This window comes from Ruegeria sp. CJ3 (assembly GCF_056536725.1).
The window spans coordinates 347,502-369,289 of sequence record NZ_JBQFQE010000003.1 but is presented as its reverse complement, the minus strand read 5'-3'; the positions used below and the strand labels follow the sequence as shown (position 1 = coordinate 369,289).

The following is a 21,788-nucleotide window of genomic DNA, read 5'->3' as shown; positions in this document are numbered from 1 at the left end:
TAACGGCTTTGCGTATGTTGCTTGTCACCGCTCAATCATTTTGGTGAGCAGTTTGCAGAAAGCCTCCGCGCCCGTTGTTGCATCAGCCCATCTGGCAAACTCGACTACATCCATCCGTCTTTCACCGGTTTCAGACTTAGCGACGAACGACTGAACCGTGCCCAAACGTTTAGCAAGCGCAGCTTGCGTCAAGCCCGCTTGGACTCTGGCTTCCTTGAGGCCAGCTATCAAAATCTGATGCTCTCTGGTTCTGAGGGATTTCAATGTCAGGTGCCGTATTGATCAGTCGTTTGCGACCTGATAATCCCAAGTTAGAATAATCCCATTTTGGAATAAGGCTGACTAACTTGTTGAGAATTATACTTACGTTCTTTTGGTTTTCTCTTGGCAGCATTGCTTGTGCCCAGACAGCGACCGAGCGTCACAACCTTGAAGCTGCATTCCGTGGGCTCGACGATACTTCACGCCAACAGGCGCAAGCCGAACTTCAACAGGAAAATTTGTACCTGCAGAAAATTGACGGTCTTTGGGGCGCTGGAACCGAGCAAGCACTATTGGCGGCGCTCTTTATGCTGAACGAAATTGGCACCGGGCTATCGATAGAAACAGAAGCTGATGCACAGCACTTTCTCGACTTCCTCATTGCTGGGGCGGCGCAAGGGCTAATCTTTGGGGAAGCCAATGAGTGTGCCGACTGTGATGATTTCACAAGCTGGGTTCTGAACCCGCTTCCTTTCGAAGCACGGTTTTCCGATTGGCAAAGCGCAACACATGCGACCAAACTATCGACGGCAGGAAATTACTATTCTGCGCTCATCCATTCAGATGCCCAGCTGACAGCGATGCTGCAATCTGGCCAGCTTAGGCAAATAGCGGAGCAGCTTGTTCCGTGTATGGATCAGATGATCAACTTTGGATTGCAGACCGGGCAAAAACGTGGGTCTAGCTCGCTCTACCCCGACATATCGCACTCCTGCGCATTCATGCTGCAATGAGGCCCGAAGGGCATGCAGTCGTTCCGGTTCGAAACCCAGGCACGAAAACGAGTCATAGACCTGAGTGACAAAACGGGACCGATTTTGGCGGCGGCGCTCCCGGCCAGGCCATGTTTTAGACAACTAAGAAGTAGAGGTTAGAATGAAATTCTTGATCGGTGCGATCGCAATGTCGGTCTGTTTCTATCTTGGGCAATGGATGTTCCGCAGTGGGATGCGCTTGCAGACCAATGGTTACAAGATCAGCGGATGGTTCCGCATAATTTGCTCAATCCAATTCATGCTCGTCCCACTGATCGGCATGGCGATGATTTTGTCCGCCAAGTAGCCATTGACCGACGAGCGAGAAGGTCGAGCACGAGCCTGCATGGTGGTCGAGGTAGATCCACATTCAAGCGCAGCGCTCCGCTCACAGTGCGCCCCAAGATTGCCGCAGAGGCCTTTGGCTCGAACCAACAAACAATTCCGACATACAAAACGAGTAGTGAAAAATGGCCTTAACAACCTGTTACGAATGCGAAGCTGAAATTTCAGACCGCGCTGCATCTTGCCCTCATTGTGGAGCCCCATTGCAGTTTGAGGATGATCACGGACCCACTTCAAGCAGCGCCTTTGGGTTTGTGAAAGTGGTGGTCGGTTTCGTGGCGACTAGCTTTGTTTTAACCTATGGGCTGAACTGGCTATCTCAGGGTGAACCGCCAAATCCAGTGGAAATGGTGACCAATCTCTTGCGGCAGATGGATATTGAGGTCGGCAATCTGGACTGCGAGAGCATTCAAGACGAGATCATAGCATTGTCAAAAGATCAGGCCGCGCAAAACAATGGCGTTGCCATGCGAGACCTGGTGAACATATCGACGGAATCTCAGTCATCCCGAGAAGTCACTTGTATTGGTCGGGCTACTTGGACGACCAACCACAACAGCCGGGTCGAATACTCGAAGTCATACAACGACGGGCAAGCATGGCTGGAGTTTCAAGAACTGTTGTTTTGACGCCCCGCGTGGCCTCAAAACCTTTCGCACAAATACACGGCAGCAAAAGTGCTAAGTCATTGTTAGCAGGGAGTAAGTGCTGAGCGGCATTCTAAAGCGCAGAGCATGGCCGTTCAGCAATTTCGCATAGCATTGCAGCATTGCCATTAAGTTTGTGCGTCAGCGCCGCGCTCTCGTCATCTCAATTGGACATAAGAGCCGTTTCCAGACCTCCGCTAGCACCACTGATTTTGCTAGCGCAGCATGTCGTGAACGCAGAAAAACCGGTCGTTGGCTTTCGCAGACTGGAAAGGCGAGAGAGCGGACAATGCCGCGCTTCAATTGCTTGCAATCAACGACCGCTTCCAACCAGATGCAGCCACTCTTAGTTTGATATCAGTATGCGGCAGGCCAAGCCGCCAAGGTTCTCTGAAGTTTCCAGTTTCAGTGTGCCGCCGTAGGCGTTCATCAGATCAACAGAGATGGCCAGACCCAATCCCGTGCCGCTGACAGAGGTATCCAGCCGACCCCCGGATCGAATTACCCCTTCACGCGCGTCTTCCGGAATTCCGGGTCCGTCATCCTCAATGCAAATCTCAATGCCGCCCTGAACACGTTTTGCGGCGATGCGAATTGTTGATCGAGACCACTTAAGTGCGTTGTCGAGAAGGTTTCCAATCACCTCTTCGATGTCCTGAGTATCCATTCGGACCTGAAGCCCATCCTCGCAGTCTGTCGCCAGTGATCTTCCTTCGCGCTCTGCCATGACCGAGAACAATCTGGATAGTCTGGCCACCGAATCTGAAAGATCAGTTCGTGACTGCGTAAGTTCAGCGGTGTTTGACGCACGCATACGCGCAAGAGAACGCTTCAACTGTGCGTCAATTCTGTCTAACGCGTCATCTGCAGGTTCGGTATCTGCGCCTGAGTCCGATAAGCTTGTCAGTTCGTTTCGAAGTATTGCTGTCGGCGTTTTGAGCGCATGTGCCAGATCCGCCGCTTGTCGTCGGGAACCAGACACAATTTCACGGTTTCTGTGCAGCAACTTATTGAGGTCCTCAACAAGCGGAGAAACCTCTTCTGGGTAATCTGCTGGGATCAAATCGTCTCCTTTATCCCAACGATGTGCTACATCCGCACGCAGCTTCCTGAGGGGGGCGATGATTGCTGACATCAACAACAGTGAACCGGCAGCTCCGATCAAGCCGACCAACCCAAACACCGGAAGCAAGTTGTTCTGTGCGGCCCTGCGTTCGCCGATCAACTCTCGTCTGCTTTCAGCGACCGTCACGCCCCATTGGGTCCCGTCCTCGAAAGTGATTTTCTGATAGACACTGCGAACCGCCTCATTATCCGGGCCAGAAGTGTTCCAGATGACGGCCTCTTCCCTCACACGTGCAGGTTCGGAAATTGTTTCGTCAAAGAGTGAGGCAGATGTAAATGTGGCGCCGCTACCGTCTGTCACTTGCCAATATCTGCCTGAGTACGGCGTTCCATAGGCAGGATCGAACATGAGATCACGCAACGCCTCGGGGCTGTCCGTCGTCGCACTCAGCCCGACAACGAGTTGTGTGTGCCTGTCGCGCAGTGTCTCATCGAACTGCTCAAGCACACGGGTATTGATGTATGAAAACACAACCAGCGTTCCGACGCCGACGGAAAGCGCACCTGTCGCGAGGCCGCCAATCAAAGCGCGCTGGCGCAGCGATAACATCAGGCCGTATCGATCATATAGCCGCGCCCTCTGACCGTTGTGATAAGCTCAGAGCCCAGTTTCTTGCGCAGCCGGGTTATGAAAACGGCGATGGTGTTCGAGTCCCGATCACCATCGTATTCGTAAATATGTTCTGACAATTCGGTGCGTGAAACCATGCGCCCCATGTTGTGCGCAAGATAGGTCAGCACGGCGATCTCTTGCGCGGTCAGATCGACAGGAATTCCGCCGACGCTGACCCGCCCGTTTCGCGTATCGAGCGAGACATCCCCCATTTCGATCACGGGATTCAACTGACCACTTTGTCGGCGCAGGATGGCGCGGACACGTGCAGCCAATTCGGGCATGTGAAACGGCTTGGTCATGTAGTCATCGGCGCCTGCATCAAGGCCGTCCACGCGCTCGCTCCACCCATCGCGTGCCGTCAGGATCAACACTGGCGTCGTAACACCCGCATTTCGCCATTCACGCAGGACAGAAATACCGTCGCGTTCTGGCAGCCCTATGTCGAGGATGATCATGTCGTAAGGTTCGGTCGCACCCAAGTGCAGGGCATCGGTTCCATTGTTGGCCACATCGACCACGCGACCTTCTGCACTTAGAAGTCTCTTAATCTGCTCGCTTAGCTGCGGCTCATCTTCGGCCAGAAGTACTCTCATATTCAAAAGCTACAATCACAACGGCTTTGGTTTAAGCCTTATTTTTTACTGTTGCCATTGCCGTTCCCGCCAGAATTGCCACCACCGCTGTTCCCGCCACCGTTGCCGTTGCCGCCACCGTTGCCGTTCCCGCCACCGTTGCCATTCCCGCCACCATTGCCGTTACCGCCACCGTTGCCGTTACCGCCGCCGTTGCCGTTCCCACCACCGTTGCCATTGCCGCTGTTTCCACGGTTCGCAGAGGCACCACGGTTGCCGTTGGAATTGCGACTGTTGTTGGCGTTGGCAGGGGCCGAACGTGCGGCTTTCGATATTTGTCGGCCGACACTGGACCGATTGGACACCACCGTACCGGTCTGGGCATTCACTATGACGCTGACAATTTTTCCATCAGGCTTTTTGACAAGGATGCGATAGTATATCTGATCGGCTTGAAACGCGCGCGCATCGACGGGGGTGCCGCCATAGGCTTTCTCGACCCCTTTGATAACCCGTTTCAAACGGAGTGTGTCACCATTCAAGGTAGCCTTGCGCAGCTCGCCTTGTTTGAGTTCGCGTGTCTGGGCAGCCGCTTGCCCGATGGGCAAGGCAACAAGCAAGCTTGCAGCAACCAAGATCACCTTCGCACGCATGAAAATCCTCGCGTTTTGCGGCTAGAGACTACGTTCTTCGACATGAACCGATGATGAACAAGCAGTTAGCCCTGCGTTCAAGCATCCTCAAGTTAAATGGCCAGGAGCTTTGAAGATTCGTGCGTGAAGCGAGACGATAGAACACAGCGAGTCGGTTCAAAAAAACTAATGTCTGCTGATTTCCGAGGAAGTTGATATGAAAACCACTAGTTTGAGAATGCTACGAGCATCGACTCTGGCAATCGCGTTGCTGGGATCAACAGCCATTGTAGCCACAGTTGCCGTGCCAGATGTTGCCTTTGCAAAGGAAGGTAAAGGCAATGGCAACGGTGGAGGTAACGGCAAAGGCGGCGATAAAGGCAATGGTGGTGGTAAAGGAGACCGTAGTGACCACAGTTCCGCCGGTAACAAAGGTGGAAAGAAAGGAGCCGACAAAAGCCGTGCCAACCGAAGTGCCGGGAAATCCTCTTTCGGTAACTCGAAGTCGAAACCTACACGCTCTGCTTCTGGCAAGGGCAGTCGTTTTTCTCTGAAGGACATCTTTAGCGGCAATGGCAAATCAAAGGCAGGTGCCGCCTCCAAGAAAGGCTCGGCCACCAGCGGTGGCCAGCAAAAGCCTAAGACGTACAAAAAACCTTCGAAATCCGTAATTGTCGAAGAATCTATTCGCCCTGCCGTTCGAACTAAAGGCAACAAGATGGCCACACTTCTTGGTGCCCACCCATCTGAACTGGGCGCGCTCAATGCGGCGAATGCCAGCGTAACTGCACTGGAGAACGCAGCGCCTAACTCCCGAGTGGGTCGAATTGCCAGTTATCGAGACACCGTATTGGCCGGAGAACCCTTGCGCGAGGAACTTTCTGAACAGCTGGAAGAGCTTGCTGGCTTGGAGCCGCCTGAGCGGACTGTTCCCGAAATCGAGGAAGATTTGCAAGCTGCATTGGATGATGTGCAGGAAAATCAAGAGAAGGTCGAAGACCTTGAACAAGCACTCGAAGAGGCCGGTGGAACTGATTCCGAGATCGAGAAAGAGCTGGAAGAAGCGCGTGCGGATTTGGACAGTTCGGTCGAAGAGGCACAGGACCTGAACGATGAACGGCAGGCTGCCGTCGACTACGAAGAAGCGACTGAACAAGTGCAGGAACTGGCCGATCTGGTTGAAGAACAGGAATTGACCGAGCGGGAAGCCTTGGAGGCCGCAGCCAACAAACCTGTTACCGATGCCGTTGAAGCAGAAGTTAAGGCGCTGTTGGGACTGTAACGAAAGACCACAGCCTCTTCGCGTCAATCAACCCTCAGTGCTGACTACTCACGGAAGTACTGAAAGCAGGGCCAGCCGAGTTGCATCACAGGATGGAAAGCGGCTGGCCCGCATTTGCTTTCTCAGATCAAAGGTTACGCTTATTTTTCCGGAGGGTATGCAAGAAAGGTACCCCGCTCCGAAACCGGAGCGGGGTTCAGTTTTCAATTCCAAAATCTAGGACGAATATCGGGAATTGTATGGGGGTCTGCTGAACTGCCTTCAGACCTTGTTATGTGCCTCGGAAAGCCGCTTGTTTTTGACGATCTCTGTCAGTGCATTTTCGATAGGAGGGAAGCGACCACTGCTCGATTTGGTCGTGGTTGGCAAACGTTCCACGGCAGTTTTGCCGGAGGTTTGCATCACAGCTGTTGTGCTGGGCTCTTTAGTCACAAAGGCAGACTTTATCATGCGTTTCCCCTTGTCAGCGATCAAACGGTTTACCACGCGTTCGACCCAACATGGGCACTATGCATTAGCTTGGTTGAACACTTTGAGAATACATTGTTCACGTTCAGTTAATGTTGTTCGCGAAATAAAGACAAAGGAATGAATGGGCTGTTTGGCGGGCGAAGAAGTTCCGGTCTTGGTGCATTAGGTGAGGCCTGAGATGAGCAGGCTCCACACTCGGTTTCTGCGAGAGCGCTGGTCCATTTCCGAAGTGGAACGCGACTCTTCGCCGATGAACTCGCCAATGCCCGTTCAAAGCCTTATCTAGGTTGCGAATCCAAGAAAGGCGCAGGGAATGAAAATAGCCGTTGGAGTTTTGGCGATTGTGGTGACCACGCAAGGTGCGTCGTTTGCAAACGCAAGTCACAGCTTGTGGGGTGAGAGCATAGGACAAATTAGAGGAATCGACGCTACCGCGCCGATCCATGTGAAATCCAAATCCGGGCATTGTCCCCCGGGCTTGGCGAAAAAGGCGGTCCCGTGCATACCGCCTGGACAGGCTAAGAAATACCGGCGTGGCGATTACATATATGATGGATATGTCCGCATTGATGATCCCGGTCGTTGGGGGCTACGGCGCAATGGATATTACGTGAGAGCCGGAGACTACGTTTACGAAGTAAATCGTGAGACGCATGAAGTGCTGAACTTGATAGGGGCATTCGCCGATATTTTGAACTGAGCGATGTTGTCGTTTACAGCCTTGAAGCTTTGTTTGCAGCCATTCGGTTGGATTGCGGCATTGGAAAGTATGGGCTCGCTGCTGCCATTCTCTGCGGTGGGCATCGATAGGAGGTAAGAGCCCTTTCTGGACTTCCGGTGCAGTTGAATATTTCGCTCATGCAGTAGGTGGGAAAAGTGCAGGAAGCGTACTTTGCAAAGTCACGAGCCGTTAACCGGCAGAACCCATATGAAGACCAGCATGTTCCGAGAAAACTTCGCCAATATATGCGCCCAAAGGCACAGGAACCGCATTTCCGATTAATCTGCCTTGAACCGCAAAATTCGGATTCTGACCTGGTGCGAGAAATGAGTATTTCTTGGGAAAGCCTTGCAACATGGCTGCTTCCCGTAAAGATATAGCACGGTCTTGCTCCGGGTGCCCGAACCTGCCATTGCCGTATCCAAAGCACTGGGTAGTGATGGTTGGGCTGGGTTTGTCCCACTCCATCCGACCATAAACGGACGGATAGGTCGCGCCCGTTTCTTTCCTATGGCACGCAGCTCGTAGTTCAAATGGCCAATCTCGCCAAGTCCCCCCGGGTTTTGAGTGACGTATGCGAGCTAGGTTAGTTTCACTCAGCCTGCTAGCACAGTGCAAGGCGTCGTTCGGGTCGGATTGCCCGGCTGCCAACTTTGGAAGGTTGGATATAGTGTCTCGAACAGTTTTCTGTTGTTTTGAAGCCGCAGGAAGTTTGATGGCTCCCAACTTTGACGCGACAAGAACTAGGCGTTGCCGACTCTGCGGCAGGCCAACTGTCCGACCATCAACAATGGCATAATCAACTGAGTAGCCGTCCAAGCTAGCTAAAAACTCACCAAACACAGGTTGATCAGCGAGTGGCGGTACATTTTCCATGGTCACCAAGTCGGGTTGAACATCGCGAACCAACTCTCCAAAGTGTCTGACCAATTTCCAGTCGTCTGCTTTCCCTCTGCCCGCACGATCACCTTTCTTGGGACCTTTGAGGCTCCTAGAATACGTGGAAAAAGGTTGACATGGAGCGCAGCCAGCCAACAAGGAAATCGCGCCATCATCGAAGTGGTTGATGATCCGCTCAGGTTTCAATTCGCAAACGTCTGCTTCGAAAAACTCAGCGGAGTTGTTGCTCTCGTAAGCAAATTTGCAGTTTGGATCTATATCAACGCCCAAGCGAACTTCTATGCCAGCATCTGACAGTCCACGGGTGAGGCCACCCACCCCGCAGAACAGGTCAACAGCTTGAATTCTTACGTCAGAGGCAACCATACCTTCTAAGACACCAAGAAGCCCTTGTCGTCAAGATATTGATCAAATGACGTAGCTACTGCCTTCATATAGTCTAATGCTGGTTCCTTCAACTCTGCCAGGCGTGCTGTTGTGAACGAACTTACGCTGTCAGCGAATGACTCATTTCCATGCGCCAGCATGTTGCGTTTATGACGGAGAAATTTCATCGGTGCCATGCCGTCAGAAAATGGCAAAGTACAAGCCGCCTTATCAATGTCAGCTGCGATCGCGAGACTACAGCCTAACTTCTCTGCCAGTTTCGAAATTTCCTCGTTTGCCCAGTTTCCTGACTCTTTTCCGATCGGGACTCTGGAAACGGGCTCTCTGTCTGCCGTCTCAATTAGAAGATTGAATACACGATCTTCTATCTTGTGAATTTCGATATCCCGCTTCATGTTGACGCGACCGCGAGACCACTCTCGAATTAGGCCATCAGACCAGTTTTTTGGCGGATGGGCTTTTGCAGCTACGGCGACTTCTTCAATGATCTTTGTCATCACCGCTTCGACGACATTGTACAAATGAACGATGTACCCGCTTTTCAGAATGTTTACCGGCTCCGTTTCAATCGGTGGTGTTAGGCCGGTACTACGTCCGGTCGCAGCAGCTTCTAAGCGTGCAACCAACGAAAGGTGGGCAGACACCTCTGCCTCTCTCTCATTTAAAATCCGTGTGAAATCTCTCATTGAAGAAGGATATCTCTGACAAATTGAATGCGACGAATGAGCTTTGATTTTACGTTGGCAGCATCCGACGTGGTAACCGCGGCGAACTCGTCATCGTTAGTCCAATTGGTTGCTGGAAAAGGCGCTTGGAGGAGAGCTGGGTTTTCTCGGATCGCCACAGAAGAACCAACTGAAATGGCTTCGAACCTGACCCGAGGTACCTGCGTTGCATTCTGAGTTTTCCTAAACCCAAATGGGAATGCGCCGCTAACAAACTGCGTCATCTGCACAAACTCTTGGCGCAGACGCGGAATGAAATCGGGATCATTTTGTGCCGTTTCATTGGCATCCTCAACAAACGCCCAGAAGTACTCACGGGGGCGATCTTGCCATCCTGGCATATCTATGGCTCCGTTCGTGACTTCTAATTTTTCGAGGAAGGTAAAGAACCTAACAACCAGTTCTTCTCTCTCTCGAGCTTTGACCAAGCTCGCGGAAATGGGCGTCAACTCGAGGAAGGCCTCCATGTTAGCGCACTCTGTTACCAAATTTGTAAAGGCTCCAGGCAAGGAGCCGCGGCGAACTTCTGCGTCATTTGCTTTGGTTCCACCAGTGTTGATCCGGTAGAACATTTCAGTCCTCGTTACTTGTTCGACCGAATTGTCTAAGACAATTCCCCTGACATTGCGGTTGCCGAACTTTCGTTGGCGACTGCGCTCTAGGTCTGAGAAACGGAAACCTCTCAATTCCGGTAGTAAATCCAACTTTGTAAGCACAAGCTCGTCATCAATGAAGCGTAGCATGGTTCTCATTCTTTGAGATCCATCAACGATTTCGAGCCGCCCATCGTCGGCCTGCCATAGGAACAAATAGGGGATCGGCAGTCCCATCAGCAATGACTCGATGAATCTCGATTGAACTTCGTTTTTCCAAACCAGCTCCCGTTGGTATTCGGGGACATAGTATTCATTTTCGCGGAGTTTGTTGGCGATGAATTCCACAGTGTAGTCAGTCGCGAGAAACTTGACGGTTTGTTCGAGTCTCCCGATCGCCGCTTCTGCCTGCTCTTTCTCATCCAAGCTCGGCCTAGGCGTTGGTCGTTTAGCCATCTGTTTGTCCTGCAACAAAAATATTGTTCTTTCTGCACCTTGTCGCAAAACCACCGACCACTCAACCAAAGACAGAAAAATCCGGAGTTCGAGATGTTGATTCTATCCGAACACCAGCGCCAACTTCGCTCCCGGCTGCAACAACATCAAGTCTGCTTTCTGCACATATCTGCCGTTAGGGACGCTTGAAGCTGCAATCGCAGCGAAGGTCTACTTGGTGGCTTACTTGCATTGGCAGCCTAAACCGTAATGTCCGCTTCGTCATTGCCGGGTTCTAACGGAATACCTACTTAGAGTCGTGATCAGCCATCTCAATTCCAACCGTTGCTGAACTTTGTACCTATCGGATGGACGTGCCGACAACGTCACCAATAGCATTTGCCGCAGCCAATGCTGGGTCACTATCAACATGAGCGTATCGTGCCGTAGTTTGAGTCTGTGTATGACCCAGCAAGCGTCCGATAATAGGAAGGGCAACGCCTTGGCCCACAGCGATGCTGGCGGCGGTATGGCGAAGATCATGTATCCTGATGTCTTTCAGATCCGCAGCTTTGCAGATCATTTTCCAAGGCTTCGACAGGTTGACCAGCGGTGCATCCTGTTTTTTGCCGGGAAACACGTAACATGAGTCAGGGTCGCGGGTGGTCACCCTCTGTGATTGTAGGACCTGAAGTGCGCTATCCCCCAAGAACAGTGGCTTTGCCCCGGTCTTACTCTCCGGTAGCAAGATGACTTGCCGTTCCCAATCTATCCATTCCCATTCACACGTGGCGATTTCGTTTCTTCTAGCCCCTGTCAGCAATAGCAGCCTGAATAGGTTGGCTACATCCGGCCAAACTGCGCCTTCGTCTACCAAATCGCGCAGTGCTTTCCCGAGCCGTTCCAGTTCCGGATTGGACAAGAACCGTTCTCTGGATTGCTCTTCAAATTTCTTAACGTAGCGACATGGGTTGGTTCCTTGTTCTCGCCATTCCCACGCTTCGCATCGGTTCATCAATGAAGACAACAAGGCTAGCGTCCGATTTGCTAGGTACGGTGTGTCACTCAGCGACTGATGTAACCGGCTAACTTCCGAACGCGAAACATCTACGGCTTTAGTGTTGCCCAACTTTGGGAAAATATGCCGCTCCCAACACGATGTGTAATCTCGGACGGTAGCTGGCTTCTTGTTGACCAGTTCCTCGTGCTCAAATTTCTCCCACGCGTCCACAAGTTTTGGTGCGCCTCGTATGGCTAGTCTTTCTCCCTGCGGATCAACACCACGTTTCACAGCCGCCAATATTTGACGTGCATGCTCTTTTGCTTGGTCAAACGGGATTTGGCCGTGAGTACCAATCGTCACCCAGCGCTGTTTGGCGCTGCGCCCACCACCGTAAGAGCGGTATTTGACGACGTACCGCTTTGCTCCCGAGGGCAGCAACTTGACGCCGAACCCAGTTAAACTGCCATCCCAAAGATAGTTGGCTTTATTCTCATCGCATGTGGCGTTTTCGATTTGTCGTTTGGTTAATTTCATTGGCTCTCGTTCCTCAAAAATAGCCACGGCAACCACCTAGCAACCACCGAGCGTAGCACTTTGTGAAAAACAGTATGAGGAGGGCGCGGACGAATCTCAATAAAAACGTAGATATTTCAATTGGTTATAAACCAACGTGGCGCAGCGTAGAAAACCGTAGAAAAGCCGTTTGAACTAACTTTTAATCAGTGGGTCGCAGGTTCGAATCCTGCACGGCTCACCACTTTTTTCCTTCAAGCAACCACTTGCGCGGATCATAGAAGCTGTATCGCTTCGGTTTTGGAGCCGTTCTGGAACGCGTCAAAGCGCTCGGCGAGTGATCGCTGCAACCTTGATGGAACAACCCATCTCTTTGATTCAATTTTGAATGAAACATCTGCCCTTCGGCCCCACTCAGTGCAATAGTCGGTGGCATAGATCACCAGATGTCGATACTCATCACACATGGATGAAATGACCTCAGACAACCGCCTGGACCCAACCGAGAAGAAGTTCCTCGACGCTATTCGTCATCACCTCGCAGGTTGGAAACGAAAGATTGACGGCGACTTCGGCAAGGAGTCCTACGATGCCGAGCTCGAAAAGCTCGCTGGCGATCCGGTCTACGCCAAATTCGCCTTTGATTGCCCTGAGTACGTTTTAGTGCGTTTGATGGGTAGAATAAGCATCAGCATAGGTCGTCGTCTTGGAGAGATTTACGACAAACTCCCGCGCTTCGTTGCCTCTGCGAGATTCGATGTAGCACCTGAGCGGGTTGCTGAAAAATTCAATGGATTGGAGCTTGATATCGGATTGCGATATGAGTTTCTGTCGGAGCAAGACCGCCAACATCTGTTGGATGTTCTTGCAAATCACGGGGCCGATGGTTCCGAAACCGGGGTAGGCATTGAGATAAGGTACAATTTCAATCCAAACGACAGTGCCCGCCTGCGCAAAGACGTGGATATGGCGAATTACATCCAAGAAGAAGGGTTGTTCCCGCTGTACTTGATCTATTCAGCAATCAGCCCCAGGGATGAAGCCATCGCACGTTTGACGCGCGCGGGTTGGCACTTCCTTCAAGGCGATGACGCCTCTAACTTTACAAACGAGCTTTTTGGCGCAGACTTCCTGGGCATCCTAGAGCGATCAGAAGTACAAGAGCGGGTGCACGAGGAAGTACGACAACTTATGGCAAGCATATTCACCTCGCACGCGTTTAGTCAGGTGGCTGTCGAGCGACTATCGGCAGAGGTTACTTCCTAGCGTAGACGATGGACTCGTGCAGCCTTACCCCGCTGTGACGGCGGCGGAAACGATGAACGTCAAAAACGCTGTACCCTAGGTCCATTCGTTCCATGATCTCACCCAAGAGAACATCTGTCTCAATATACACGCCTTTGATCCACGAATTTCCTACTACGTAGGCGATGCGGGCATCCTCGGTGAGTATGGACTCCATTTCGGCAATTTGGACAGACAGCCTGTTGAAGTAGTGCATGACATAGTTGGCCATCAGGTTGTCCCGCTCGCGAATTTCCGCGACAACCGGCGCCAGTGTTGCTTGCACAGCTTCGTTTGCGGGTTCGAATACCCCTTTGGACAACTCTGAGGTTGCGGTGCCCCACGTGCCGCCGATCGTCTTCTTGTCCAAATCAGAAGCCTCTCTGGGCGTGCTCATCAAACCGAGCATGTAGAGGTGCGGACGAGTGTTCCAGACATAGCTGTAGCGGTTTGGATATGGGGGTGAGGTAATCACCGCGGAAACCTTGCGGTCGAGATCCAGCCCTGACAGATCCATACTGTTCCGGTGACAACAGCAAGCTTGCCCCTTAAGATGAACTCCGGCCTCGCAGAGGGATCGAAGATCGTCAGCGATCTGGGCTGCGTGTGCCGAGTAGGTACCCCAAACGTCAATATCGTCATCGGATCGGTCGATGAAATGCAATTGCAAACGTCCGAGGGTAACATTTGTCAGATCCGGGACCAAAGCGCCCGCTAGGGCAAGCAATAGCAGGCGCTGAACATGCTGGTCCTTGGTCGAAAAAATGGCATGGCGAAGAAAGACCAATTTGACTAGGACGTCAGGCCGCCACCATCTTGTTGGATTGTGAATGGGTGGGATGGATAGGCCATGCTCTTCCAGATCGTCGATTTCGACGCCTTCGGCCTGTCTTATTGCAGCTTCCAGCCTAGGTAACTCGTCCAGCAAGGCATCTGGGCTTACATCCCACTCCAGGCAAGCTTCGCTGACAAAATGAAGAAGAGGGTTGACCTCAAATCCGACGGCGGTCCTGCCCCGCAGTTTGGCTTCGATCAGGGTTGTTCCGGCACCTGTGAAAGGGTCGAGGATGACTTCATTTTCTTTTACATCCAGCCGGTTGACCATTTCTTGAACAAGCTCTGGGCCAAAGCTGGGTGTCAGCCGAAACCACCTGTGTACTCGATTAGCCAAGCCGTTTTGGAAGGTCGAACGCGACACATGAATATCATCATAGCTAATCAATCCCGCTACGCCGGTTCGCGGATCGTCGTCTGATCCGAGTTCTGGGGCCAATTGCCTACTCATCTATGCGGCGTCCTTTGGGCTCTTGTTGGCTCATATTCGCGATTCGGCCCCGGCCACAATATCCTGTGATCTGCCAATCTGACATGACGAAATCTAGATTTTTTTATTAGGCTCTCCCGGGCGCAGGCACTCCCGCGCTTAGATGTAGTCTTTATGCAGCCTTAAGTTGAGATGTAGTGGGCCGCTTGGTCAGAAGTAAAGATGCGTGGTTGGTTATGCCGCGACGAATGTGTTACGCGGGCATAGACACACGGTATGTGCCCCGTGTTCTGAGGTGGGGCTTCGGACGTGTCCAAGATAATCTTACCCGCTCGGTTCCGCCTGCCCGATTTGGTCCTTTTGATGGACGCGTAAACGGTGCCCGATCGAACCATCGATCGTGAAATCAAACACCGCAACAAAGATCTTGATGACGAGTCACATCCCTCGACCGATCCGCAGCAGACGACGAAGTACATGGTGGTCTTACCTTGCCGAGGGGCTGGCGAGGGGGTCGGGCCAGCCCCTCTCAAGGGGATAAACGGATCGGTGTAAGTGGTCCGTTATGGTCAAGCTACTGCATTCCCGGATGAGCGAATATTGGGGGTTCCCCGTAGCGCGCAAAATTAATCTGTCAGACACATTCCCGACATCTCAGATGGATACGACGCAAGGGCGGCGCGCCTGGAAGATGTCTGACGATTTCTTGAGGGGGTACGAGTTTGGTGCGTCGCACCCAGCGGGCCTGGCCCAGGGGCTGATCTCAGCCGAGGTCAACCGCGGTTCCTTGTCTCAAGGAGCGATCCGCCGCATCTGCTAGAACCTGCGCGCGCAACCCGTCCTCGATCCCGGGAGAAACCTTCCCGGACGTGCCAACCGCCTCAATGAAATGGGTCATCTCCGCCCGATAGGCCGCCTCATAGCGTTCCAGAAAGAAATGCTGGGCAGGGGCCCTGCGAAAGCCGTCGGGCGTTGCGACCTCGACTGCGTTTTCCAGCATGTTTTCAGCCCGTAGAAGGCCTTTTTCCCCATGCACCTCAATGCGTTGGTCATAGCCATAGCTGGCGCGGCGCGAGTTCGAGATCTGGCAAATCTTGCCGCTGGCGGTGGTCAGTGTAACGGCGGCGGTATCGACGTCTCCGGCCTTGCCGATCTCGGGGTCGACCAGCGCCGAGCCGACGGCATACACGCTGACCGGTTCCTCGCCCAGCAGGAAACGGGCCATGTCCAGATCGTGGATCATCATATCTCGGAATAACCCTCCTGAGCTTTCGATATAGCTGATCGGTGGCGGTGATGGGTCGCGGGACAGGATGGTGACGATCTCGACCTCACCGATTTCTCCGGCTGCGATGCGGGACTGGATATTGGCAAAGCTTGGGTCAAAGCGGCGGTTGAAGGCAGTCATAAACGGGACGCCTGAGTCTTCGACCACCTTGATGCAGTCACGGATGCGGTCGGCTGACAGGTCGACCGGTTTTTCGCAGAAGATCGCTTTGCCGGCCCGCGCAGCCTGGTGGATCTGGTCATAATGTGTGTCGGTCGGCGTGCCGATGACCACCGCATCGACATCGGCGCTTTCGATCAGGTCTTCGGCGGACAATATCTGTGCACCGGTTTTGTCTGCGAGCGTGCGGGCCGGATCAGTGAAGGCATCCGCAACGGCAGTCACCCGTGCCCCTTCAATCTGCCCGACCGAGCGCGCGTGAACCTGCCCGATCCGTCCACATCCCAATAGCCCGATATTCAGCATGTCATGCCCCTTTGAACGCTTGCAGGACCCGGCGGGTCGCCTCGACCACCGGTTCATGTGTGTCTTTGAGGATAAGTACGCGGTCGAACCGGTCCGGGTCGGCATTCACCGCCGCGCGCAGGGCGTGGCCGAAGGCCATTCGCAGCTCGGTTCCGATATTGAACTTGCAGATTTTCGAGCCCCGCGCCAGCGCCGTGCGCTGCGCCACCGGCACGCCTGATCCGCCATGGATCACCAAAGGCACCTCGGTAACAGCCTCAATCGCGCGAATGCGGGCCTCGTCCAGACCGCCTTCCTTGTTCTGCTGCAGATGGACATTGCCAACCGAGATCGCCATTGCATCCACGCCCGTCTCGCGGGCGAATTGCGCCGCCTCGTCCGGGTCGGTGCCATCCGAGCCTTCGCCCCCGGAATAGCCGACAAAGCCGATTTCGCCCTCGCAGGACACGCCAGCGGCATGGGCCATTTCGACAATCGCAGCGGTTTCAGAAATGTTCTGGGCCAGAGGTTTGCGCGAGCCGTCGAACATGACGGAGGTAAATCCGCTGTCGATGGCAATGCGGCAGTCCTCATGAGTATACCCGTGATCCAGATGGGCCACGACCGGTACGCTGGCCCCTTCGGCCAAATGACGGAACATCTTGCCCAGAATTGGCAGCGGCGTGTGCTCGCGGCAGGACGGGCCGGCTTGCAGGATGATCGGCACGTCTTCGGCCTCGGCTGCAGCCACATAGGCGCGCATGTCTTCCCAGCCCAGCGTCACCAGCCCGGCTACGGCATAGCCATCACGCAGCGCGGGTTGCAGCACGTCCGATAATGTCACAAGGCTCATTTGAACTTGGCCACCATGTCCATGATGCCGGGGATCGTATGCAACTGATCCGCATGGGTCGGCTGGAAATACTGCTTCAGTGAGCGTTGGCTGAGGCCACCGAGGATGGTGAAATAATACATCTCGTATCCCGGCAGAACCGCGCAGGGATGATACCCTTTGTCCAGCAGGATCGTTGAGCCGTCCATGATGTGATAGGCATCGCCCGGCTTGTTATCCTCACGCTGCAGCATCTGAACGCCCGAGCCATGGTTGGGCCGGAAGCGGAAATTATAGGTCTCGTCATGGCGGGTTTCGATCATCTCGCCATCGTCGCCTTTGCGGTCGGTGTCATGTTTGTGGCTGGGAAAGCCGGACCAGCCGCCCTGACCGACGGTATAAAGCTCGGACACCAGCAAGCGGCCCACCTTGTCGTGGTGGTTCGCGCCCAGAATGTGTTTGATCTTGCGGTGGGTCTTGGTGTCGTCCGAGCCGTATTGCACCAGATCAAGCTCGGGCTCGCGGACGTCAAAAGGTTCCAGCACGCGGTCGAATTTTGCGCCAGCGATGAAGGTCTCGGTTTCATCCGTCACGCAGGTGATATGCACCTTGGCGCCGACGGGCACATAGACGCCTTCGGGCTCGCCATCCCAGACGTCGATGGTCCGGTTGCCTAGATTGGTGAACGCAGCGCCGTCCACATCGACATCCACGGTACCGGTGGCGGGCACGATGCAGGTTTCATAGCCCGGCACGGCGTATTCGAACACCTCGCCCTTTTTCAGTTTGACGATGTTGAAATAGTTCAGCGGCACCAGATCATGGTCGGCATCGACAATGGGTTTGTTCTGGTTGTCGTGGGGCGCGATATGCATCTGCGTCTCCTTTCAGGTATCCGTGGGGCCCGGGTGTCGGGTCAGAAATTCGTCCAGTTCGGGCGTGGTCGGCATGGCCCCGGCGCAACCGGGTTTCGACACGACAATGGACGCGCAGGCCGAGCCGCGCAGCACCGCGTCGCGCAACTCGTGCCCGGCAGCGATTGAGGCGAGAAGACCCGCCAGAAAACTGTCGCCCGCACCGTTGGGCTTCACGGCGGTGACCGGGTAGATGCCGGTGCGGATCTCTTGTCCGTCTGCCAGCGTGATGGCCCCCTCGTGACCCATCTTGTAGATCACCATTTTGCCGTTGGCCGCCAGTTCGCGGGCCTTACCCAACCCTTTTTCGATGCCACCCGCCATGAAACCGAATTCTTCATCATTGCCGACGATCAGATCGCTTTCGTTGCCTGCGCGGGTCAGAACCTCTGAGGCGACGTCCGGCGACGGCCAGCTATAGGGGCGATAATCGATGTCGAAGATCACCGGCAGGCCTGCGGCGCGTGCGTTTTCAAACGCGCGGAACGTGGCTGAGCGGGAAGGCTCGGCTGCAAATACCGTACCCGCCGTGATCAAGGCCGAAAACGCGGAGTAATCGACCGCGTCCATATCCGCTTCGGTCACCTGAAAATCAGCCGCCCCGTTGCGATAGATGACGTTCTGGAAATCCTCGATACAACTTTCATAAACGGCCAGCGAGGTGCGTGCCTCGCCCCCCACGGCGCGGATGAAACGGGTATCCACACCGTAATCCTGCAACCGGTTCACGCAGAACCGCCCAACTGCGTCATCCGAGACCGAGGTGATCAGCGCCGCTTGCGACCCCAGCTTGACCAGCCCCGCACAGATATTAGCGCTCGATCCACCGAGATCGGCACGGAACACCTGTGCGTCTTCGCTTTTGGTCCCGACCGGATCGGCGAACATATCCATCCCGGCCCGGCCAAACACGGCAAAGCGATTGCCTTTGATGCCTTCGATCAGAGTCACTTGCGCCCCTCGGTATTGCCTGCCCGTGCGGCGTCCAGCACCTCGGGGTAGGGATAGTTCAGACCCAGCAATTGCCTCATGTCAGGGCTGGCCTGATCGAGGAAATCCTGCGGCAGGGCGGCGGGCATATCTTCCATCGGTTTGACCCATTTGGGCAGGTACTGGATCAGGATCGCACTGCGGTCGTGCTCTGCGTTGTTCGGCATCGCGCAATGCCATGTGACACCGTAGAACAGCGCGACATCGCCGGGCTCACCGGTCATCTGCTCGCATCTGTCATAGAACCTGTCCTCGGGCGTTGGATAGCGCAGCTCTTTCTGCGACCCCGGCACATAACCTGTTGCGCCGCTTTCCTCGGTGAACGGGTCCAGCAGGATCGACACCTGTGCGTTCATCGGAAACGAGCCATTCAGACCGACAGGATGCGTTTCGGGGCTGTGAAAATCCCAATAGGGATAATCAACATGCGGTTCCTGCCCCGGTCCGCCGGGCAGGATGCGGTTGGCCGCGATCGAGCCCATGATGAATTCGGTGCCCAGAAACTTGCGCAGGATCTTCATCAGCACCGGATGCGCTGCCATGCGTGAGAACACGTCGCCCTTTGCCAACAGGTTCCACACCCGGCGTTGCAGATTCAGCTTGCCGTCTTCTTCTGCAGCGCCCTGAAAATGGGTCACTTTCTCGGCGGCTGTCTCGGATTCGGCCATAATGATGGCGCGTGCCTCGGCCACCTCCTCGGGTGTGAACAAGCCCGATATGGCAACCGCGCCACCGCCATTCAGCAATTCATCGACGATGACATCAGGATCGGCTGTGTCTGCTGTGAACCGTCTCATCACACCCCCTTGCGCTGTTTCTCACGCGTGGATTCCCATTCAACATGCGCATCGCGGACCTTCTCATCCGCCGAGGTGTGGGGGGTTCCAACCTCCCACCAGGCATGGCCTTCGGTTGTCCAGCCTTCATAGGCGTCCACATCCATCACGATCACATAAGTCTTGTCGCTGGCCTTGGCGCGCTGGAACGCCTCGGCCAGTTCTGCAGGGTTCGCGACCTTTTCGCTGGTCGCCCCCATTGAGGCCGCATGGGCCGCAAAATCAACGCCAAAGGCTTCGGGAATGGTGGGGCAGTCTTCCAGCAGGTTGTTGAAGCTTTCATTGCCGGTGTTGTTCTGCAGCTTGTTGATGACCGCAAAACCGCCATTGTCCAGCACCAGAACGATCATCTTCTTGCGGCTCAGAACCGAGGAATAGATGTCCGAGTTCAGCATCAGGTAAGAGCCGTCGCCGCAGAAGGTGATGGTGTCCTTATCCGGCTCGCGCTCGGATTGGGCGATGCGCGCGCCCCATGCGCCTGCGATCTCGTACCCCATGCAGGAAAAGCCGAACTCGACATCGACTGTGCCGATATCCAATGTGCGCCAGTTGGCGGTGACTTCTGCAGGCAAGCCTCCGGCAGCGGCCACCACGCGGTCGCGGGTATCGCAAAGATCGTTTACTACGCCGATGGCCTGTGCGTAGGAGTTCGGGCGGTTTCCGTATGAGACATTCTCGGCCACATAGGCATCCCACTTTTGCCGCTCATCTTGCGCCAGCGAAACCCAATCCTGCGGCGCTGTGTAGTCAACATCCCGTGTCAGAGCCTGAATCGACAGCTTGGCATCCCCAACAACCGGCAGCGACATATGCTTGCCCGCATCGTGCCGCGCGGCGTTGATCGAGATGAACTGAGCATCCTTGGCAAAAGCCGTCCATGATCCGGTCGTGAAATCCTGCAGGCGCGTTCCGATGGCGACGATCACATCGGCCTGCTCCGCAATCGCGTTGGCGCTGTCCGATCCGGTCACGCCAATCGGGCCGATATTCAGCGGATGGGTCGCCAGCATATTGGCGCGGCCTGCGATGGTTTCGACGACCGGAATCTGGTGCTTTTCGGCGAACGCAGTCAGTTCAGCCACGGCATGCGAATATTGCACGCCGCCACCTGCGATGATCATCGGACGTTTAGCACCAGCCAGAGCGGTTGCCGCATCGGCAATCTCATCCGCATCGGGCGCTTGGCGACGAATGCGATGCACCTTCTTTTCGAAGAATTTCACCGGATAGTCATAGGTCCAGCCCTGAACATCCTGCGGCAGCCCCAGGAAGGCAGGCCCGCAATCGCCCGGGTCCAGCATCGTCGCGATGGCAGCGGGTAGCGATTGAATAACCTGCGCCGGATGGGTGATACGGTCCCAATACCGGCTGACCGGTTTGAATGCGTCGTTCAGGCCGAAAGTCGGATCGTTGAAATTCTCCATCTGCTGCAGAACCGGGTCCGGCAGGCGGGTGATGAACGTATCTCCGCACAGCATCAGCATCGGCAGGCGGTTGGCATGGGCCAGCCCGGCAGCTGTCAGCAGATTCGCAGTACCGGGCCCCGCGCTGGCGGTGCAGAACATGAATCGCTGACGCAGCCATTGTTTGGCATAGCCCGCAGCGGCGAACCCCATGCTTTGTTCGTTCTGTCCGCGATAGAGCGGCAGCTCATCCCGCACCGTGTTCAACGCTTCGCCAAGGCAGGTCACGTTGCCATGGCCAAAAATCCCGAACCCTCCGCCACATAAGCGGTACTCCTGCCCGTCGATCTCGATGAACTGGTTCGACAGCCAGCGAATGATCGCCTGCGCCGTTGTCAGGTAAACAGTGTCGTGTTGCGCGGACATGCCTGCGGGCTCCTTTAGGAAAATTGCGGTGCTGTGCCGAATGCAGCTTGCGAGAGTCCTATTCTCACGATACAAGTTTTGCAACCGGTTGCAAATGGTTTTCAAGAAAAAGCGAAGGAGGGCG

Annotated in this window: 21 protein-coding genes and 1 tRNA gene; 6 read left to right on the top strand and 16 right to left on the bottom strand. The window is 54.6% G+C overall.

Annotated elements, in window-relative coordinates:
• Positions 1-24: 24 nt before the first annotated feature.
• A complete protein-coding gene (locus ACR0J1_RS07585) occupies positions 25-231 on the bottom strand; it encodes a helix-turn-helix domain-containing protein (RefSeq protein ID WP_480732151.1) in 207 nt (68 codons plus the stop codon).
• 119 nt (positions 232-350) lie between these two features.
• On the opposite strand from ACR0J1_RS07585, the gene ACR0J1_RS07580 reads away from it, so the two are divergent.
• From ACR0J1_RS07580 to ACR0J1_RS07570, 3 genes are all read left to right on the top strand, one after another.
• Positions 351-995, top strand: a complete 645-nt coding sequence (locus tag ACR0J1_RS07580; RefSeq protein WP_480734504.1) for a hypothetical protein — start codon at positions 351-353, stop codon at positions 993-995.
• Between the two features lie 142 nt (positions 996-1,137).
• Complete coding sequence (locus ACR0J1_RS07575) at positions 1,138-1,323, top strand: hypothetical protein (protein ID WP_480530063.1); 186 nt, start codon at positions 1,138-1,140, stop codon at positions 1,321-1,323.
• Positions 1,324-1,564: 241 nt separating this feature from the next.
• Positions 1,565-1,990 carry a hypothetical protein gene (locus ACR0J1_RS07570; protein WP_480731916.1) on the top strand — a complete coding sequence of 142 codons (426 nt, stop codon included), beginning with the start codon at positions 1,565-1,567 and terminating at the stop codon, positions 1,988-1,990.
• Between the two features lie 364 nt (positions 1,991-2,354).
• Here the strand turns inward: ACR0J1_RS07570 and ACR0J1_RS07565 are convergent, their stop codons facing one another.
• From ACR0J1_RS07565 to ACR0J1_RS07555, 3 genes are read right to left on the bottom strand one after another with little or no spacing between them, the layout of a single operon-like run.
• Positions 2,355-3,683 carry a sensor histidine kinase gene (locus ACR0J1_RS07565; protein ID WP_480731914.1) on the bottom strand — a complete coding sequence of 443 codons (1,329 nt, stop codon included), beginning with the start codon at positions 3,681-3,683 and terminating at the stop codon, positions 2,355-2,357.
• The gene (locus ACR0J1_RS07560) at positions 3,683-4,342 is read right to left on the bottom strand and encodes a response regulator transcription factor (RefSeq protein WP_480731913.1); all 660 of its coding nucleotides are present in this window, start codon (positions 4,340-4,342) and stop codon (positions 3,683-3,685) included. The genes ACR0J1_RS07565 and ACR0J1_RS07560 overlap by 1 nt, the downstream gene beginning before the upstream one ends.
• A gap of 38 nt (positions 4,343-4,380) precedes the next feature.
• On the bottom strand, positions 4,381-4,974 hold the full coding sequence (locus ACR0J1_RS07555) for a PepSY domain-containing protein (protein ID WP_480731911.1): 594 nt from the start codon (positions 4,972-4,974) through the stop codon (positions 4,381-4,383).
• Between the two features lie 196 nt (positions 4,975-5,170).
• On the opposite strand from ACR0J1_RS07555, the gene ACR0J1_RS07550 reads away from it, so the two are divergent.
• Positions 5,171-6,235: a hypothetical protein gene (locus ACR0J1_RS07550; RefSeq protein WP_480731909.1), complete on the top strand. Its 1,065-nt coding sequence runs from the start codon at positions 5,171-5,173 to the stop codon at positions 6,233-6,235.
• Positions 6,236-6,496: 261 nt separating this feature from the next.
• Here ACR0J1_RS07550 and ACR0J1_RS07545 read toward each other — a convergent pair whose 3' ends face one another.
• From ACR0J1_RS07545 to ACR0J1_RS07525, 5 genes are all read right to left on the bottom strand, one after another.
• A complete protein-coding gene (locus ACR0J1_RS07545) occupies positions 6,497-6,685 on the bottom strand; it encodes a hypothetical protein (protein WP_480731907.1) in 189 nt (62 codons plus the stop codon).
• Positions 6,686-7,616: 931 nt separating this feature from the next.
• On the bottom strand, positions 7,617-8,693 hold the full coding sequence (locus ACR0J1_RS07540) for a DNA cytosine methyltransferase (protein WP_480731904.1): 1,077 nt from the start codon (positions 8,691-8,693) through the stop codon (positions 7,617-7,619).
• A 5-nt stretch (positions 8,694-8,698) separates the two neighbouring features.
• Entirely contained in the window at positions 8,699-9,400 is a 702-nt protein-coding gene (locus ACR0J1_RS07535) for an MAE_28990/MAE_18760 family HEPN-like nuclease (protein ID WP_480731902.1), read from the bottom strand.
• Positions 9,397-10,488 carry a DUF262 domain-containing protein gene (locus ACR0J1_RS07530; protein ID WP_480731900.1) on the bottom strand — a complete coding sequence of 364 codons (1,092 nt, stop codon included), beginning with the start codon at positions 10,486-10,488 and terminating at the stop codon, positions 9,397-9,399. The genes ACR0J1_RS07535 and ACR0J1_RS07530 overlap by 4 nt, the downstream gene beginning before the upstream one ends.
• A 340-nt stretch (positions 10,489-10,828) precedes the next feature.
• Positions 10,829-12,004, bottom strand: coding sequence for a tyrosine-type recombinase/integrase (locus ACR0J1_RS07525; RefSeq protein WP_480731898.1), 1,176 nt, complete (start codon positions 12,002-12,004; stop codon positions 10,829-10,831).
• Between the two features lie 163 nt (positions 12,005-12,167).
• On the opposite strand from ACR0J1_RS07525, the gene ACR0J1_RS07520 reads away from it, so the two are divergent.
• Positions 12,168-12,227, top strand: a tRNA-OTHER gene (locus tag ACR0J1_RS07520).
• A 221-nt stretch (positions 12,228-12,448) separates the two neighbouring features.
• Positions 12,449-13,249, top strand: coding sequence for a hypothetical protein (locus tag ACR0J1_RS07515; protein ID WP_480731896.1), 801 nt, complete (start codon positions 12,449-12,451; stop codon positions 13,247-13,249).
• Here the strand turns inward: ACR0J1_RS07515 and ACR0J1_RS07510 are convergent.
• The 7 genes from ACR0J1_RS07510 to iolD all read right to left on the bottom strand — a co-directional run bounded on the left by ACR0J1_RS07510 (position 13,239) and on the right by iolD (position 21,664).
• Complete coding sequence (locus tag ACR0J1_RS07510) at positions 13,239-14,552, bottom strand: DNA methyltransferase (protein WP_480731894.1); 1,314 nt, start codon at positions 14,550-14,552, stop codon at positions 13,239-13,241. The two genes, ACR0J1_RS07515 and ACR0J1_RS07510, sit on opposite strands and share 11 nt — an antisense overlap.
• 742 nt (positions 14,553-15,294) lie before the next feature.
• The gene (iolG, locus tag ACR0J1_RS07505) at positions 15,295-16,284 is read right to left on the bottom strand and encodes an inositol 2-dehydrogenase (RefSeq protein ID WP_480731892.1); all 990 of its coding nucleotides are present in this window, start codon (positions 16,282-16,284) and stop codon (positions 15,295-15,297) included.
• A 1-nt stretch (position 16,285) separates the two neighbouring features.
• Positions 16,286-17,116, bottom strand: coding sequence for a class II fructose-bisphosphate aldolase (locus ACR0J1_RS07500; protein WP_480731891.1), 831 nt, complete (start codon positions 17,114-17,116; stop codon positions 16,286-16,288).
• The gene (locus ACR0J1_RS07495) at positions 17,113-17,970 is read right to left on the bottom strand and encodes a 5-deoxy-glucuronate isomerase (protein ID WP_480731889.1); all 858 of its coding nucleotides are present in this window, start codon (positions 17,968-17,970) and stop codon (positions 17,113-17,115) included. The genes ACR0J1_RS07500 and ACR0J1_RS07495 overlap by 4 nt, the downstream gene beginning before the upstream one ends.
• Positions 17,971-17,982: 12 nt before the next feature.
• A complete protein-coding gene (gene iolC, locus ACR0J1_RS07490) occupies positions 17,983-18,960 on the bottom strand; it encodes a 5-dehydro-2-deoxygluconokinase (protein ID WP_480731887.1) in 978 nt (325 codons plus the stop codon).
• Positions 18,957-19,796 (bottom strand): phytanoyl-CoA dioxygenase family protein, encoded by an 840-nt coding sequence (locus ACR0J1_RS07485; protein WP_480731885.1) that lies wholly within the window; start codon positions 19,794-19,796, stop codon positions 18,957-18,959. Before ACR0J1_RS07485 ends, iolC begins: the two co-directional genes overlap by 4 nt.
• Positions 19,796-21,664: a 3D-(3,5/4)-trihydroxycyclohexane-1,2-dione acylhydrolase (decyclizing) gene (iolD, locus tag ACR0J1_RS07480; RefSeq protein ID WP_480731883.1), complete on the bottom strand. Its 1,869-nt coding sequence runs from the start codon at positions 21,662-21,664 to the stop codon at positions 19,796-19,798. Before iolD ends, ACR0J1_RS07485 begins: the two co-directional genes overlap by 1 nt.
• Positions 21,665-21,788 lie beyond the last annotated feature (124 nt).